The organism is Bosea sp. F3-2 (assembly GCF_008253865.1).
Classification (GTDB): Bacteria; Pseudomonadota; Alphaproteobacteria; order Rhizobiales; family Beijerinckiaceae; genus Allobosea.
Map to the genome: position 1 here is coordinate 2364779 of NZ_CP042331.1, position 14863 is coordinate 2379641.

General features: G+C 67.4%; 16 protein-coding genes. 1 reads left to right on the top strand and 15 read right to left on the bottom strand.

The window, feature by feature from the left end:
* The first annotated feature begins 128 nt into the window (after positions 1 to 128).
* Entirely contained in the window at positions 129 to 650 is a 522-nt protein-coding gene (locus FQV39_RS10930; protein WP_149130309.1) for a hypothetical protein, read from the top strand.
* On the opposite strand, the gene FQV39_RS10935 is transcribed toward FQV39_RS10930, so the two are convergent.
* The 15 genes from FQV39_RS10935 to FQV39_RS11005 form a co-directional block, all read right to left on the bottom strand.
* Entirely contained in the window at positions 640 to 1116 is a 477-nt protein-coding gene (locus FQV39_RS10935; protein ID WP_149130310.1) for a cytochrome c-type biogenesis protein, read from the bottom strand. The two genes, FQV39_RS10930 and FQV39_RS10935, sit on opposite strands and share 11 nt — an antisense overlap.
* Positions 1117 to 1120: 4 nt before the next feature.
* Positions 1121 to 3100: a heme lyase CcmF/NrfE family subunit gene (locus FQV39_RS10940; RefSeq protein WP_149130311.1), complete on the bottom strand. Its 1980-nt coding sequence runs from the start codon at positions 3098 to 3100 to the stop codon at positions 1121 to 1123.
* Positions 3101 to 3107: 7 nt separating this feature from the next.
* Positions 3108 to 3578 carry a cytochrome c maturation protein CcmE gene (ccmE, locus tag FQV39_RS10945; protein WP_149133782.1) on the bottom strand — a complete coding sequence of 157 codons (471 nt, stop codon included), beginning with the start codon at positions 3576 to 3578 and terminating at the stop codon, positions 3108 to 3110.
* A gap of 41 nt (positions 3579 to 3619) precedes the next feature.
* The gene (ccmI, locus tag FQV39_RS10950; RefSeq protein WP_149130312.1) at positions 3620 to 4723 is read right to left on the bottom strand and encodes a c-type cytochrome biogenesis protein CcmI; all 1104 of its coding nucleotides are present in this window, start codon (positions 4721 to 4723) and stop codon (positions 3620 to 3622) included.
* A gap of 170 nt (positions 4724 to 4893) precedes the next feature.
* The gene (locus FQV39_RS10955; RefSeq protein ID WP_149130313.1) at positions 4894 to 6267 is read right to left on the bottom strand and encodes a sensor histidine kinase; all 1374 of its coding nucleotides are present in this window, start codon (positions 6265 to 6267) and stop codon (positions 4894 to 4896) included.
* A 9-nt stretch (positions 6268 to 6276) separates the two neighbouring features.
* Positions 6277 to 6945 (bottom strand): response regulator transcription factor, encoded by a 669-nt coding sequence (locus FQV39_RS10960; RefSeq protein ID WP_149130314.1) that lies wholly within the window; start codon positions 6943 to 6945, stop codon positions 6277 to 6279.
* A 39-nt stretch (positions 6946 to 6984) separates the two neighbouring features.
* Positions 6985 to 7308 carry a PepSY domain-containing protein gene (locus tag FQV39_RS10965; protein WP_149130315.1) on the bottom strand — a complete coding sequence of 108 codons (324 nt, stop codon included), beginning with the start codon at positions 7306 to 7308 and terminating at the stop codon, positions 6985 to 6987.
* A gap of 63 nt (positions 7309 to 7371) precedes the next feature.
* Positions 7372 to 11289 carry a baseplate multidomain protein megatron gene (locus FQV39_RS10970; protein WP_149130316.1) on the bottom strand — a complete coding sequence of 1306 codons (3918 nt, stop codon included), beginning with the start codon at positions 11287 to 11289 and terminating at the stop codon, positions 7372 to 7374.
* Positions 11289 to 11720 (bottom strand): C40 family peptidase, encoded by a 432-nt coding sequence (locus tag FQV39_RS10975; protein WP_149130317.1) that lies wholly within the window; start codon positions 11718 to 11720, stop codon positions 11289 to 11291. Before FQV39_RS10975 ends, FQV39_RS10970 begins: the two co-directional genes overlap by 1 nt.
* Positions 11717 to 12598, bottom strand: coding sequence for a DUF2163 domain-containing protein (locus FQV39_RS10980; RefSeq protein WP_149130318.1), 882 nt, complete (start codon positions 12596 to 12598; stop codon positions 11717 to 11719). Before FQV39_RS10980 ends, FQV39_RS10975 begins: the two co-directional genes overlap by 4 nt.
* Before the next feature lie 9 nt (positions 12599 to 12607).
* Positions 12608 to 13249 carry a DUF2460 domain-containing protein gene (locus FQV39_RS10985; protein ID WP_149130319.1) on the bottom strand — a complete coding sequence of 214 codons (642 nt, stop codon included), beginning with the start codon at positions 13247 to 13249 and terminating at the stop codon, positions 12608 to 12610.
* A gap of 9 nt (positions 13250 to 13258) precedes the next feature.
* Entirely contained in the window at positions 13259 to 13852 is a 594-nt protein-coding gene (locus tag FQV39_RS10990; protein WP_149130320.1) for a phage tail tape measure protein, read from the bottom strand.
* Positions 13853 to 13888: 36 nt separating this feature from the next.
* On the bottom strand, positions 13889 to 14086 hold the full coding sequence (locus tag FQV39_RS10995; protein ID WP_149130321.1) for a phage tail assembly chaperone: 198 nt from the start codon (positions 14084 to 14086) through the stop codon (positions 13889 to 13891).
* Positions 14083 to 14427, bottom strand: a complete 345-nt coding sequence (locus FQV39_RS11000; protein ID WP_149130322.1) for a gene transfer agent family protein — start codon at positions 14425 to 14427, stop codon at positions 14083 to 14085. The genes FQV39_RS10995 and FQV39_RS11000 overlap by 4 nt, the downstream gene beginning before the upstream one ends.
* A gap of 10 nt (positions 14428 to 14437) precedes the next feature.
* Entirely contained in the window at positions 14438 to 14848 is a 411-nt protein-coding gene (locus FQV39_RS11005; RefSeq protein WP_149130323.1) for a phage major tail protein, TP901-1 family, read from the bottom strand.
* Between the last annotated feature and the right edge of the window lie 15 nt (positions 14849 to 14863).

The window sequence follows — 14863 nt, forward strand, 5'->3', positions numbered from 1 at the left end:
CGGCCGCCTTACGCGGCTTTGGCCTGAGGATGACGGTTTCGTAAGATTCGATGGGAAGGCCGCCCGCCCCGTCTTGACGAACAGCGGCCCGGCGATGCCCCCTACGTCAGGGTTGGGGGAAGATGCCGATGCGTATCATCTGGGGAATTTCGTTCGTCGCGGCCTGCCTGAGCGGGCCAGCCTTCGCGCAGCAGGGCTCGGCCTATAGTGCCGGGCTGCGGGTAGCGCAGGCACGGGGATATGAAAACGCCGACTGCTACGCTCGCGTCTTCGCGAAACATGCCGTCGTCGTCGAGAAGCCGAACGGCCGGCGCGGCTGGTATGCCGCCTCGACCCCCGCCTACAATGCCGAGCAGCGCTCCCGCTGCGGCATCGATCGGTTGCAGGATCTGGCGGTGCGGCAAATGGCACGAGGAAGTGGCAGAGCCAGCGGGACCGGGCATTCTCCAGCCATCGCCCAGCGCATTGGCCTCGCCCTGGCCGCCCGCCACGGCTATTCGGGCAGCAATGCGGCCTGCTTTGCCCGAACCTATGCCACTTATGCCTCGCCGCAACCGTCGCAGAACGGGCGAATCATGTATGGCGTCTCCGGGGCGAGCGAGCATGTTTTCGCGCAGGAGCTGACGCGCTCCTGCAGGCTCACTTACTAGCGCTGTCCTCGGGCGCTACCAAGGCCGCAAGCTTGGCCTCTTCCTCGGCCGAGAGCCGCACGGGTTCCACAGCCGGGACCAGGCGACGACGGGCCAGGCGCCAGACAAAGAAGAAGGCAAAGAGCAGGATCGCGAAGGGCGCCGCCCAGAGCAAAGCCGTGCGCGTATTGAACGGCGGTCGCAGCAGCACGAAATCGCCATAACGGGCGACGACGAAATCGACCACCGCCTTGTCGCTGTCGCCGGCGACGAGCCTTTCCCGTACGAGCAGGCGCAGATCGCGCGCCAGCGGCGCATCCGAATCGTCGATCGACTGGTTCTGGCAAACGAGGCAGCGCAAGCCACCGGAAATGGCGCGTGCCCGCTGCTCCAGCGCAGGGTTCGGCAGCACTTCGTCCGGCTGCACCGCCGAAGCTCCGACGGCCGTCAGAACAGCAAAACCGATGGCGAGGACGATCCGGCGCATCGGCCTACTCCGCCGGCTGGGGCGCGGCTACGGCCGGCGCAGCACGCTTCGGCGCGGCCAGCCGGAAGCGCCGGTCCGTAAGCGAGAGGCCGCCCCCGAGCGCCATGATGATCGAGCCGATCCAGATCAGCAGGATCAGCGGCTTGTCGTAGAGCCGCACGGCGACGCCGCCATCCTGCGCCTCACCAAGACTGACATAGGCCTGGCTTAGCCCATCGGTACGGATTCCGGCTTCAGTCGTCGGCATGCTCCGAGCGGTATAGATGCGCTTCGATGCCTCGAGCGGTGCCAGCTCCCTATCACCCGAGAAGAGCTGGAAACGGGCGACCTCGGCACGGAAATTCGGGCCGGTCCGGGGGGTGACGCCCTCCAGCACGATCGTATAGCGCCCGCTTGTCAGACGCTCGCCCGGCTTGAGGACCGTGATCGCCTCGCTGCTCCAGGCCGCAGCGGCGATGCCGATGATGCTGACGCCGATGCCCGCATGCGCCAGCGCCGTGCCCCAGGCCGAGCGCGGCAGGCCCTTGGCGCGCGACAGCATCGCCTTCCAGCCGCTGGCGCGCGCCACGATGCGCTCACCGAGATCGACCGCCGCGCCCAGGATCAGGAAGACGCCGAGCCCGACTCCGAGCGGCGCCAGAACCGGCCCGCCACGGGTGAACGCGATCACGGCGAGTGCTGTCAGCACCGCCACCCCGAAGGCGGCAGCATTGCGCTGCGCGGCGCCGAGCAGGTCACCGCGCTTCCAGGCAAGCGACTGGCCGATCGGCAGGATCAGCAGCAGCGGCACCATCACCGGGATGAAGGTCGCGTTGTAGAAGGGCGCGCCGACCGAAATCTTGTCGCCGGTCAGCATCTCCAGCACCAGCGGATAGAGCGTGCCGACGAAGACGGTGGCGCAGGCCGTGGCGAGGAAGATGTTGTTGACGACCAGCGCTCCCTCCCGGGAGATCGGCGCGAACAGCCCGCCCTGTCGCAGCAAAGGCGCGCGCCAGGCGAAGAGCGCAAGCGAGCCGCCGACGAAGAAGACCAGAATGAAGAGGATGAACAGACCGCGCGCCGGATCGCTGGCGAAGGAATGCACCGAGGTCAGCACGCCGGATCGAACGATGAAGGTGCCGAGCAGCGAGAGCGAGAAGGTCAGGATCGCCAGCAGGATCGTCCAGACCTTGAGCGCGTCGCGCTTCTCCATCACCACGGTCGAGTGGATCAGGGCCGTGCCGGCGAGCCAGGGCATGAAGGAGGCGTTCTCGACCGGGTCCCAGAACCACCAGCCGCCCCAGCCCAGTTCGTAATAGGCCCAGTAGGAGCCCATCGCGATGCCCAGCGTCAGGAAGGTCCAGGCCAGCAGCGTCCAGGGCCTGACGGCGCGCGCCCACATCGCATCGATGCGCCCGTCGATCAGGGCGGCAACGGCGAAGGCGTAGGTGATCGAGAAGCCGACATAGCCGATGTAAAGCAACGGCGGATGGATCGCGAGGCCGAGGTCCTGCAGGATCGGGTTGAGATCCTGCCCTTCCGCCGGGGCCTGCACCAGGCGCTGGAACGGGTTCGAGGTCAGCAGCAGAAAGGCGAGGAAGGCCACGGCCACCAGCCCCTGCACAGCCAGCGTCCCGGCCCGCAGCCGCGGCGGCAGCGAGTTGCGCGACAGCGCGACCAGCGCCCCGAACAGGGTCAGGATCAGCACCCAGAGCAGCATCGAGCCCTCGTGGTTGCCCCAGACCGAGGTGAATTTGTAGATCAGCGGCTGCGTCGAATGGGAATTCGCAACGACGTTCGCCACCGAGAAATCCGAGCGGACATAGGACGCGACCAATGCCGCGAACGAGAACGCGACCAGCGCGAAGCTGATCAGCGCCGCGCTGCTGCCGACCGACGCCAGCGCCCTGTCATGACGCACGACGCCCCAGAACGGCACCAGCGTCTGGATGATGGAGACGCCGAGCGCGAGCGCCAGCGCATAATGACCGATTTCGACGATCATGCCCGGCTCACGGCTTGGCCGCTGGCGATGCGGGCGCTCCAGCGCCGCCGGGCTGCCAATGCCCTTGCTTCTTCAGCGTGTCGGCGACTTCGCGCGGCATATAGGTCTCGTCATGCTTGGCCAGCACCGAATCCGCCTTGAAGCGCCCTGCCCCTTCGAAGACGCCCTCGGTCACCACGCCCTGGCCTTCGCGGAACAGGTCCGGCAGCAGCCCGCGATAGGCGACCGTCATCGCGGTCTTGCCGTCGGTGACCGCGAAGGTGACGCGCCGGTCCGCTCCGCGTTGGACGGAACCCGCTTCGACGAGGCCTCCGAGGCGCATGCGCGTGCCGGGAGATACGCCCTTCTCGACGATCTCGGTCGGACCGTAGAAGAAGACGATCGTGTCGCGCATCGCGAACAGTACGAGGCCCGCCGCGAAGAACAGCACGGCGCCAGCCGCCGCGATCAGCGCGAGGCGGCGCTGCTTCCGGGTCAGGCGGCGCTTGGCCGGCATGGGACGGGTAGGCTGGGCGACACTCACGGCTTGGCTTCCTTCAACGCCAATTCATCGGCCAGGGCATCGATGGCCGCAAGCGCGGCCCGGTCCTGTGACAGCCGCTCGCGCGCCGTCTTCACCGCTTGCACGGCGGCATCCCGATCGCCGAGGACAGCGCGGGCACGGATCAGGCGGCTCCATTCGGGCAGCGTTCCGCCGCCGTCGGCCAGCCGCGCGGCCAAGCCGTCCACCATGCCCTTGATCGCCTGCTGACGTTCGGCCTCCGGCAAGGCCGCGACCGCCTTGCGCCCGGCATCCGCCTGCATCTGCTCGATGCGGGCGCGCACGGCGCCGGCCCATTCCGCCTGTGGCGGCGCATCCGCGAGGAGCTGTTGCAGAGCGGACAATGCGCCCTCCCCATCACCATCCTGCTCCTTGCCGAGAGCAAGGTAGTAACGTGCTCGCGCATTCCTCGGGTCGAGCTTAACCGCTTCCGCCAACGCTTCCCGCGCGGCGGCCGTCACGATGCCACCCGCTTCGAGAATGCGGGCTTCGCCGAGCCCGGCGAGCAGATCGGTATCGGGCTTGCCATAGCGAACCGTCGCCGCGAAAGCTTTGACCGCCTCGTCGTAACGTCCCTGCCTCAGATAGATCGGCGCGATCAGCGACCAGCCCTTGGCATCGGTCGGATTGGCCGCGAGATGGGCCTCCATGCGTGCCAGGACAACGGCGAAATCCTGCTGTGGCCCGGCCTTCTCGAGCCGCGCGGCCAGCGGCTGGTCGGAGAAGCCGGGCGAGCCGTAGAGCCCGTAGACCAACAAGGCGAGGAGCGGCACGACCGACAGCATCAGGGCGGAGCTGGCACGGCGGCGACGCAAGGAGGGCTCGGTCTCGCCCGAAGGGCTCGCCTCGTCGTTAGCGGCCCGCAGCAGGCGGCGCGCCGCCTCGGCACGTGCCGCTTCCGCTTCCGACTCGGCGATCAGCTTGCGGCCGAGATCGCGGTCGATCTCCTTGAGCTGCGCGCGATACAGGCTTTTGGCGTCTGCGATATCGGCAAAATCCTGAATCTGGCCGTGACTGAGCGGCCGGAGCAAGGCGAAGATCGCCGCTCCCGTCATCGCCGCAAAGATCGTCCAGATCACCATGGGGCGTTCTTAGCGAATCGGCCGGTCGAGTTCATGGCGACAAAGGGTCACGCGGGCTTGGATTTGATCTAGAGCATTTTCGAGCGAAGTGGACACCGGTTCGCGTGAAGAAAATGCGTTAAAACAAAGGCCTAGAGCATTTTCGCGATTCGAAGAAACGCGGAACTACTCTAGATCGAAGGCAGGACGAGCCGCGCGCGCAACCCGCCCAACGGCGAACGCTGCAGCGTCAGCTCGCCGCGATAGAGCTTGGCGAGATCGACGACAATCGACAATCCGAGGCCGGAACCCGGCGTCGCCTCGTCAAGCCGGTGGCCGCGCTTCAGCACTTCCGCCATGGCACCGTCCGGGAGGCCCGGACCATCGTCGTCGATCAGCAATGCCATCTTCTCATCATCGGCCTCGCCGCCCTCCAGCGAGACCTCGACCCGGGACGCCGCCCATTTGAAGGCGTTGTCGAGCAGATTGCCGAGCATTTCCTCGAGATCCTGCTTCTCGCCGCGGAAGCGCAGCGTCTTCGGAACGGTGTGCGAGCCGGCGATCTCCCTGTCCTGGGAGATCTTCATGAAGGTCCGCAGAAGCGCTTCAACCGACGGAACCACCTCGGTGATGCCGCCGAGCGCGCCGGACAGCGCAGCGGCTCGCGCCCGGTCGAGATAATATTGCACCTGATCCCGCATGATCGCGGCCTGGGTTCGGACGGTCTGCGGGAGTTGCCCTTCGCCCGAGCCTGCCTCGTTCATCATGACGCTGAGCGGCGTCTTGAGGGCATGGGCGAGGTTGCCGACCTGCGTGCGGGCGCGGTCCAGAATCTCGTGATTGGCATCGATCAGCTGGTTGAGCTCGCTGGCGAGCGGCGTCAGATCGGGCGGATACTGGCCCGGGATGCGCGGGCTCTCGCCCGTTCGCACCGAGCCGACCGCGGCCCGCAGCCGAACCAGCGGGCGCAGACCGAACCGGACCTGGACAAGCGTCGAGGCGACGAGCGCGAGACCGAGCAGCAGGAAGGTCATCGCCAGCGCGAAGCGGAAATCCTGGATATCGCCTTCGATCTCGTCGGCCGGCGCGGCGACGGCGACGGTGAAACGACCGTCCTCTCCGACATCGATCTCGCGCTCGAGAATGCGCAGCAGGCGATCGTCCGGGCCGGAGACATAGCTCTCGCGCAGGCCGCGGCTGTTGGGCGTGATCGACTGGTCGAGGAGCTTCGGCAACTGGCCGCCAACCAGCGAGCGCGAGGCGCGCACATTGGGCCGCTCGCCATCGAGGCGGGTGATCTGCCAATACCAGCCGGTCAGCGGCAGATCGAAGCGCGGCTCGCCGAGATCGCCAATCGTCTGGCGTTCCGTTTCCGGCGGCGCGGCGAGATCGGCGACGAGCTGCTTGATATAGACCGAGAGCCGCTCGTCAAAGCCACGCTCGGCCGAGCGACGGTAGAAGGTGGTGAGGCCGACACCGGCCAGGACCAGGATCAGGACGCAGCAAAACGCCGCCGAGAGGAAGAGCCGCGCTCCCAGCGAATAGCGATGGGATTTGAGGACCATCTCCCGCGATCAGACCTTTTCCGGAGCAGCGGCGATATAGCCGAGGCCCCGGACGGTCTCGATGATCTCGACGCCGAGCTTCTTGCGCAGGCGGCCGACAAAAACCTCGATCGTGTTCGAATCACGGTCGAAATCCTGATCGTAGAGGTGTTCTACCAGCTCCGTGCGAGAGACGACCCGCCCCTGGTGGTGCATCAGGTAGGAGAGCAGCCGATACTCGTGCGAGGTCAACTTCACCGGGTTGCCGTCGACCACCACGCGGCTCGCGCGCGTATCGAGCCGAACCGGCCCACAGACGAGTTCCGAGGTTGCATGGCCGGCCGCGCGGCGCAGCAAAGCGCGGACACGCGCCAGCAGCTCTTCGACATGGAACGGCTTGACGACATAGTCGTCCGCACCAGCGTCGAAGCCCCCGACCTTGTCGCTCCAGCGATCGCGCGCCGTCAGGATCAGCACCGGCATGGTCTTGCCAGCCCGGCGCCAGCCCTGCAGCACGGCGACGCCATCGACCTTCGGCAAGCCGAGGTCGAGGATGATGGCGTCATAGGGCTCGGTCTCGCCGAGATAGAGCCCCTCCTCGCCGTCGAAAGCCTTGTCGACGGCGTAGCCGGCATTCTCCAGCGCGGTCACGATCTGGCGGTTGAGGTCCTTGTCGTCCTCGACGACGAGCAGTCTCACGGTTGGTTTGCTCCAGTTTGTGCAGATGCCAGCAAGCGGTCAGCGGATGGTGGCGATCTTGCCGGATTGTCCTTCCAGCGTCACGCGTGCGACGCGCCCATCGCGCTTCAGCGTCGTGACGACATAGACGAAATCCTCGCCCTGCCGACAGAGCCTGATGCGGACCACCTCGCCCGGCGCCGCATGGCGGGCATGGCGCGAGGCTTCGGCCGGCTGCATGACCCGGCCTTCGGCAACGGCGTCACGCGTCTCGTCCGAGGAAAGGCAAGACATCGGCGTCGCATCGTCGACGCGGATGATCGGCATCGGCGACGAGGTCAAGAGCGCGAAAGCAAGGATCGGTTCGACCAGCATCATCGACATGGGCTAATCCCATCCGCGTGAATGGGCCATGAATGCATCACCCCGACCACAACCTAGAATAGATCATGCCACGGCGATCCGTCCACGCCCTTCACGTCCTCGCCCCACGGTTGTGCTGAGTTGGGCCAGAGACAATGAGAGTTCCTTCTGCTGCGAACCGAAATACGCAAGCTCCTGCGCAGCCGGATAAAACCCTTCGGGCGCGTTCACGATTTCGGCATGAATCGGCAGCTCGCCGTCGAGGACGCGGATTTCGTAGCGTTCGCTTTCCTCGCCGACCGGCACCTCGGCCAGATCCCACGAATCACCGTCGCTACGGGTGCGCCGCACCCAACTCAGACGGATGCCGGCTTCGGAACGCCGCGCCTTTGCCCGGACTGGAGAAAGCGGCAGCAGCGCGTCGCTTCTCACCTCGGTCGTCACCTCCGTCATCGTCGGGTCGCCGACATCGTGGCGCGCCGGGCCGATGCGGTAGCGCCGTTGCTTGCCGATATCGGACAAATCGGTCGCCAGCGTCACCGCCGCTCCATCGAGAACGACGACGCGAGCCCCGGCCGGCAGATGGCGCGAAGCAGCCGCTTCCGATCCACCGATACCGCGGACGAAATTCGAGAGGCGGAAGCGCTGCGGACCGATGAGATCGACCTGCGCCACCGTGACGATCTCGACCTCGCCGTCCTCGCCAATTAAGGCCAATGCGTTGGCGCCTGCGAGCGCTGCACCCGGCGACACTGACGACAGGACGCCGCCGCGCAACCGAACCTCGAGCACGGCACGCCGATCGGTTCGCCAGAGCGGCCCTGGCGGGAGCTCGGTCAGTGTTTCGCCGATGATCGAGGGAGCCTCGACGAAGCCACTGAGATCGAACAAGCCGGCCTCGTCGGCGCTCCAGATCGCCAGCGCCCCCGGCCAGGGCGATGCGAAGGCCCCGAGCGAAAGCAATGCCGGCGGCTGTACCGCAACAATCGGCAAGGCGAGCGGAACGACGAGGGGCCGGCCCGGCAAGGCCGGTGGCGTCCGCGGCGGACGAGCTCCACCCTTCGCGCCGGCGCTGGCGTAGATCGCCGGCTCGACCGCACGCGCGCTGATTTGCGGGGTCGGGCCATCGGCGATGCGCATGATCCGGAACAGACGGCGCCCCGCATCGACCGGCACGGAGACGACATCCCCCGGCTCCAGATCGAGGCAGCGCGGCGACAGCTCGCATTCCAACGTCTCGCGCGCCGCCCAAGCCTCCTGCAGGCGCTGGTCGGCCAGTCGCTGGGCCTCGGCAGAGCGGGTCACGATCGCCGTCTCGACCGCGACCTCGCGGCGGGCCGCCCCGGCCAGGCGGCGCGAGCGCGCTCCGGCATTGCGGTAGTCATTCTCGCTATCGCTGAAGCCGAGGCGCAGTTCGAGCGGCAGCTCCGTTTCCTGACTGCGGCGCAGAGTGAAGAGCTCGCCCTCACGATCCGCAACGAAGTCGTCGGGGCCGAGCAGCCGCGAGACCTTGCCGCCTCTCCCTTCGAAGCGCAGGCGCCCCGCGCTCATCACCGCATCGAAGCCGAAGGTCTGGGCCAGCGGCTCGAGCGCCTGGCGGGCGGAAAGCGGGCGGTCGAGCACATAACCGTCCACGAAGCCGTCCACGGCCATGCCGTCTGCACCTGGCAGGCCAAAATCGCCGAGCAGCCTGGCGATGAGGCGATCGACCGGCGTCCCTTCGAGGCGACCGTTCAGCCAGTGCCCCGTCTCGAAATTGGCGCCGTCGGCCCAGATGCCGCCGAGGTCGGGGAAAGCCGGGAATGGTCGCGCATCCCAGTTCCAGACGACGATGTGCGCCGGATCGACCATGCGGACGCCAGTGCCCGGATGGATCGGATTGTGCGCGGGATCGAAGCCGAGGCGGGCTGGATCGAAACCGGAGATGATCGCTTCCAGCCCGCGCGCCTGCACCAGATCGTCGCGTGCACCGCTGGAGGAAGGTGGGAAGCCGCCTTCGGCCGAGCGCGTATCGGGAAAGACATGGGGCGCATTGGCGCCCTTGTCGACGGCCGGGATGCCGATCTCGGTCAGCCAGATCGGCTTCGCGCCCGGCACGAAAGACGTGGCGAAGGTCTCGACGCCGCCCGAGCGCCGGATGTGCGAGTTGCTCCACCAGCCACGCAGATCCTTGGGCCGAAACAGCCAAGGCTTCCCATAGGGGCCATCCGTGATCGGCAGCCTCGCCTGCGCGGCGCGGCCATCTTCACTGGCATAGTACCAGTCATAGGCCTCGCCGGCAGTCAGCCGATCGCGGAGATAGGCGAGATCGGCGGGCCCGCGCGCTATGGCAGCATCGGCGTGTTCGCCGGAATCACGCCAATCCGACAGCGGCGGATAGTAATCGATGCCAATAGCGCCAATCGCCGGCGAGGCCCAAAGCGGATCGAGCGGAAAGTCGATGTCCTGACCGCCGTCACGGACATCGGCACCGTACTCGGTCCAGTCAGCGGCATAGGTCAGGGTCGCGGCCGGCAGGATGGTTTTGACGTCCTGAGCGATCCCGACGAGGTGGCCGGCCATCGGATAGCCCGACGCACCGCGCAGATGCGTCAGTCCAACCAGTTCCGAGCCGATCACAAAACCTTCCACGCCACCCGCGGCCTGCGCCAGCATCGCGCAATGCATGATCTGACGGCGGTAGGACCACTCGTCGGGCTTGGCGCAGTCGATCGCGTTGCCCGCGAGCGACATATCGGCCGGACCGACCGTGCCGACAAAGGAAGCGATCTGCGCCGCTGCAACGTCTGCGCCGTCTGCGCTGCCGGGGCGGCCGGATGCAGGCTCGCACGTGATCCGTCCGCGCCAGGGATAGCGCGGCTGGCTGGCCCCACGCGACCGGGGATCCGGCCTGGCGTTGTCAGCAGGGATATCCATCATCAGGAAGGGATAGAGGACGACTTCGAGCCGGTAGTCGAAACGCAGGCGCCGGATCAACGCGATCACACTCTCATCCGAGGGTGTGCCGCCGAAGGCCGGGCGGCCGTCGATCTGACTGACGATGCGGGCCGAAGCGCGCGTCAGCCCGGCGGCCGACCAGTCGGCGCCGACCGTCGGCTTGTGCGGAATCTCGACGCGCGGCGCGATGCTGCAGGAACCGGCGCGGAGGTCGTCGCCGAACCAGGACACCACGAGCGAAACGGAGCGCAGGTTCGGGCAGAGCGCGAGGAGATGGCCGAGCGCCGTATCGACGTCCGAGCCACCATAGAGCTGGTGGCGCGTCAGGCTCTCGCTGGCGCCCGGCTCGGGCTCGTGGCTGACGGGCCGCGTGTCGTAGACGAATTCGCCGGCACCCGGGATCAGCGAGACGGCGCGGATCATGCCGCCCAGCCCCTCGACCGCACGCACGATCTCGAAATCGAACTGGGGCACGCGATTGCCGTAGTCCGCGAGCGGGAAGCGCTCGAACACGACATAGGCGAGGCCGCGATAGGCCGGCGCTTCGCCCGCCTCCTTCGCGGCGATGAGCGGATCGGGTTCCTGGGTTTCGTGCCCATGATGCACGCGCATCGCGACGGTGCTGACGTCGAGCTCGCGCCCGTCAACCCAGATGCGCCTGATGAAGGCGATCGGCCCCTCACAAAGGCCGATCGCGAGATTGGCGTGGTAGCTATAGGTCGTCTCGTAAGTCTTCTTCGAGCGCCCCCCCTTGCCACCGCTCTTGCTGCGCTTGACCGAGACGGTGACCTCCTCCTCGAAGCGCGTCGCCCAGATGAGCTGGCCGCCGAGGCGCGCGCGACCATAGACGCGCGGGATCGGCGCGCCCTCGGTCGCAGCGAGACCATTCACCTCCTTCAGGCGCGGCCCTTCGACGACCTTGTTGCCACCGGCGCCGCCGAGCCAGGCCTGATCGATCGTCGCACCGGCCAAGCCGCCGAGCGCCTGGCCGATGGCGCCGCCGACCGGCCCGCCCAGCGCGGTGCCGAGTGCCGCACCCGCGACCTGGAGAAGAAGCGTCGCCATCAGTCGGTCACTCCGGGGAAGGAAAAGGCATGGCTGAGATGGCGCCGCCACCAGGGCGTGAAGGCGACCTCGGCGATGGCTGCCCCGTCATGGGCGTGGATGATGCGATCCGGCTCGCTCAGGATGGCGCAGTGCTTGGCCGGCAGATGCTCGCGCCAGCGGAAGAGCAGTACGTCGCCCGGTCGTTCGGCTCCGATCGCAACCGGCACGAGATGGCGCAGCGCCGCCCCCGCCAGCGTCTCCTGCTGTAGGCTTTCGGCCCAGGAGGGTGAGTAGGGCGGTGGCGCCTCCGGCTCATCGCCAAGCAGATCGCGCCAGATACCCCTGACGAGGCCGAGGCAATCGCAGCCGACGCCGCGCAGCGAGGCTTGATGATGATAGGGCGTACCGAGCCACAGACGCGCCGTCTCGACGATCTCGTCGCGCCTCATCGGAACAGGCTCCCGCCATCGAGCGCGCCATCGCCGGGGCGGACGCCGCCGATGATGAAATCCGTCGTCGGCATGTGTGGGAAGCCGCGGAAATTGACGCCGTTGCCGAATTTCGTCCGACAGGTGGCGAAGCTCTTGTCGCAGCCCGGCGTGACGCTGAAAGCGTCGCCGGCGCGGATCGCAGCGGCCGGTGCCTGCCAGAGCTGGAAGACCGCGCGATCGCCTTCGATGCCGTGCCGCTTCACCTCGGTGGCGAAGCCGGCATTGGCTCCGCCGGTGAAGCCAAGCCGCCCGCCGGTGAAATGGCCATCGGGGTAGGAAGCGAGTCCCTCGGCAGTCAGGGTCAGGCGGCCATCGCTCGCACTGACTTCAGCAGCAACCGGCGCCAGCGCGACGCCGCAGCGCGCGTCGCCCAGATCAGCCGAGCAGGAGCGCAGATAGAGGCGTCCTCGCTCCTCGTCGAAGGCCTTGGCGACGCTGCGGAGCTCGGCCGTGAAGCCGTGCTCGCCGCGCCGGACCTCGCCGACAAAGCCCTCATCGAGCAGCAGCCTTTGCTCGGGCTCAGCCCAGTTGACCAGCCAGATGCGGACGGGCACATCGTCATAGAGCCCACGTGCGAGATCGGCCTCGTTCAGGCCCGATGCCGCGAAAGCACCGGCGACATCGCCGCCACCAATCGCGAAACCGAGCTCGGCCGTCGTCTCCGCGGCCTCCAGCCCGGTCGCCGCCGCATAGATCAGGCCATCGAAGGCAAGCGCCCGGTCATGATCGGTGAAGCCGAGCACCAGCCCGTCGCGGCGCGTCAAGCTCCAGCAGCGGCACAAGGTGGTCGCTCCGCCCTCGACATGGGCGGCGAGAGCGGCGGGGATATCGCGCATGGTGGGACCTCAAGGCAGGATCTCGACGACGGGGATGCGCGGGATCTCACCGGCCTCGAAAGCCGAGAGATCGACGTCGATCGCATCGATGTCGAAGCGCACGGGCACGTCGAAGGCGAAGCCGGCGGTCACGGTCGCGCCTGGCGGCGGGATCGCGCCCGGCGCGAAGGTGACACGCCCGGTCGCGGTGTCGCAGGCGAAGTTCGCCATCGGCTGCTCGACGCCATCGAGCGCGATCCGGACGGTGCCCTCGCAGGGCTTGGCGATCGTCCGGTTGTAGGCGGATGCGCCCGCACCGTAGGTTTTGCAGAGCTGGAAGACCGCCGTGGCGCCGTCTCCGACCCCGATGACCTGATCCGTCGCGGCTGGCTCCCGCGAGGGCGGGGAACTCTTCCAGTCGAGCTGGTCGCGCCAGCGGAAACCATAAAGCCTGCCGCGGCGCTCCTCGAAGAAGCTGATGACGGCCGCCAAGGCATCGAAGCTGCGCACGCCGAGCCCGGCGTCATAGCGGCGCCGGGAATGAGCCCAGCGGCTGTTGCGAACCTCGCGGCCCGAGGCGAGCGTGACGATCTGGGTCTGACGTTCCGGCCCGCCGCGCGCGCCACGCGCCACGTCCGTCGGAAAACGGATCTCGTGAAAATCGGTCATGATGCTCTCCGCTCAGAGCGCGCGGCTGCCGCGCGCGACAGCGCGGGCGATCGCGGCCGAAATCTGCGCTTCCGAGCGGCGGAAGCTCTCGGCATCGGGCGTCGAGACCTGCACGACAACACTGAGCGGCCGCGCCGAGCCACTGCCTGCCGCCCGCACGCCCAGCCGTCCGTCGGGGCCGCGCGACAGCGGCATGATCGCCTCGGCGCCGCGCTCGCCCATCAGGCCGAGCCCGCGCCCCGTCGGGAAATAGGATGGGGAGGCAACGATGCCGCCCTCCGCGAAGGGCGCGACCGAAACGCTCCCACCGGACGAGGCCAAGCCCCCGCTGAATAAGCCTGTAAGACTTTTCATACCGGCGCCGATTAAATTGGAAAGGCCGGTCTGGAGCGGCTTGAGAGCCGTCTTGAGCAGGCTGTCCGTCATCGAACGGCCAACGCTGCGCAGAACATCCTCGAAGCGCTTGCCCTCGACGACGCCGCGGGAGAATGCATTTACGATCGATTTACCAAAGCTTTCCGAAGACCTGTTCAGAGATTGAGTCAGCGTATCCATTGTCCGCAGATCGGACAGACGGTCGGAATCGACGCCATCGTCGCTGGCCATGATCATCCTCTTCAGAAATTGATTCAGGATTTGCCGTCAGCTGTCTGGATAGGCGGCCATCAGCGCAGAGAGGACTGCGCGGTCCGTGACGCCGGCTTCGGCACTGCGATGCGCCTTCAGTGCGGCTGCGATCTCGCGCGGCGTCGCCGCCCAGAACTGCCCGGGCGGCCAGGCCAGCCGCCCGAGCCCGAAAGCCATGACGTCGTTCCAGGGAAAGGCCGCCGGCGGTTTCACGCCCCCGGCGGCTGCGGAGGGCGGCCAGTATCGCCCTCGCCGAAGGTGGCTTCGAGCAGCGCGATCGCGGCCTTGATCGCTCCGCTCAAGCCTCCGTCGAAGGACAGGCCCGCCACGTCCTCATCCCGGATCGCGCTGCCCGCGCCCCGCAAGCCGGCCGCAAGGATCCGGATGATGTCGCGGGCCGAGAGCCGGCCATCGATGAAGCGCTCGCCGAGAGCCGGCAGGCTGTCGACGGCGAATGCGTGCTCGAGCTCGGCGAGCGCGCCCAGCGTCAGCCGCATCGGCAGGGCATCGCCCGCAACCATGAGCGTGGTCTCGCCACGATGACGATTGGCCATCGTCCCCTCCTCAGAGTGCCGCGAAAGCGAGCAAGCCAGCGGATTCCAGCGAAAGGTCGAAGGTGACCTCTCCGGCGTGATCGCCGCGGTATTCGAGGCTCGTCAGCTGGAAGGGACCGGCGATCGTCCCGAAATCCGGCACGACGACCTGCCAATCCCGGATGACGCCGTCGAAAAAGCTCTGCCGCACGAGAGCATCCGAAGTCTCATCCTTGAAGATGCCGGAGCCGCTGATGCTGGCGCGGCGCACACCCGCCCCGGCCAGCAATTCGCGCCAGCGTCCGGCCGATTCCGAGTGGGTCACATCGACGGTCTCGGCGTTGAACGCGATCTGCCGCGCCCTCAACCCCGCCACGGTGACGAAAGCGCCGGTGCCATCCGCCGCCTTGAGCAGCAGATCCTTGCCTTTCTGTGCCGCCATGCGGCTTCTCCTTCC

What these genes read in the sequence shown, in the direction of transcription:
- FQV39_RS10965 (WP_149130315.1), bottom strand. Translation starts at nt 7,308, where the DNA reads ATGTCGATGATGCTGGTCGAACCGATCCTTGCTTTCGCGCTCTTGACC.
- FQV39_RS10975 (WP_149130317.1), bottom strand. Translation starts at nt 11,720, where the DNA reads ATGAGGCGCGACGAGATCGTCGAGACGGCGCGTCTGTGGCTCGGTACG.
- FQV39_RS10970 (WP_149130316.1), bottom strand. Translation starts at nt 11,289, where the DNA reads ATGGCGACGCTTCTTCTCCAGGTCGCGGGTGCGGCACTCGGCACCGCG.
- FQV39_RS10955 (WP_149130313.1), bottom strand. Translation starts at nt 6,267, where the DNA reads ATGGTCCTCAAATCCCATCGCTATTCGCTGGGAGCGCGGCTCTTCCTC.
- FQV39_RS10930 (WP_149130309.1), top strand. Translation starts at nt 129, where the DNA reads ATGCGTATCATCTGGGGAATTTCGTTCGTCGCGGCCTGCCTGAGCGGG.
- FQV39_RS10935 (WP_149130310.1), bottom strand. Translation starts at nt 1,116, where the DNA reads ATGCGCCGGATCGTCCTCGCCATCGGTTTTGCTGTTCTGACGGCCGTC.
- FQV39_RS10940 (WP_149130311.1), bottom strand. Translation starts at nt 3,100, where the DNA reads ATGATCGTCGAAATCGGTCATTATGCGCTGGCGCTCGCGCTCGGCGTC.
- FQV39_RS11000 (WP_149130322.1), bottom strand. Translation starts at nt 14,427, where the DNA reads ATGGCCAATCGTCATCGTGGCGAGACCACGCTCATGGTTGCGGGCGAT.
- FQV39_RS11005 (WP_149130323.1), bottom strand. Translation starts at nt 14,848, where the DNA reads ATGGCGGCACAGAAAGGCAAGGATCTGCTGCTCAAGGCGGCGGATGGC.
- ccmI (WP_149130312.1), bottom strand. Translation starts at nt 4,723, where the DNA reads ATGGTGATCTGGACGATCTTTGCGGCGATGACGGGAGCGGCGATCTTC.
- FQV39_RS10990 (WP_149130320.1), bottom strand. Translation starts at nt 13,852, where the DNA reads ATGGCCAGCGACGATGGCGTCGATTCCGACCGTCTGTCCGATCTGCGG.
- FQV39_RS10980 (WP_149130318.1), bottom strand. Translation starts at nt 12,598, where the DNA reads ATGCGCGATATCCCCGCCGCTCTCGCCGCCCATGTCGAGGGCGGAGCG.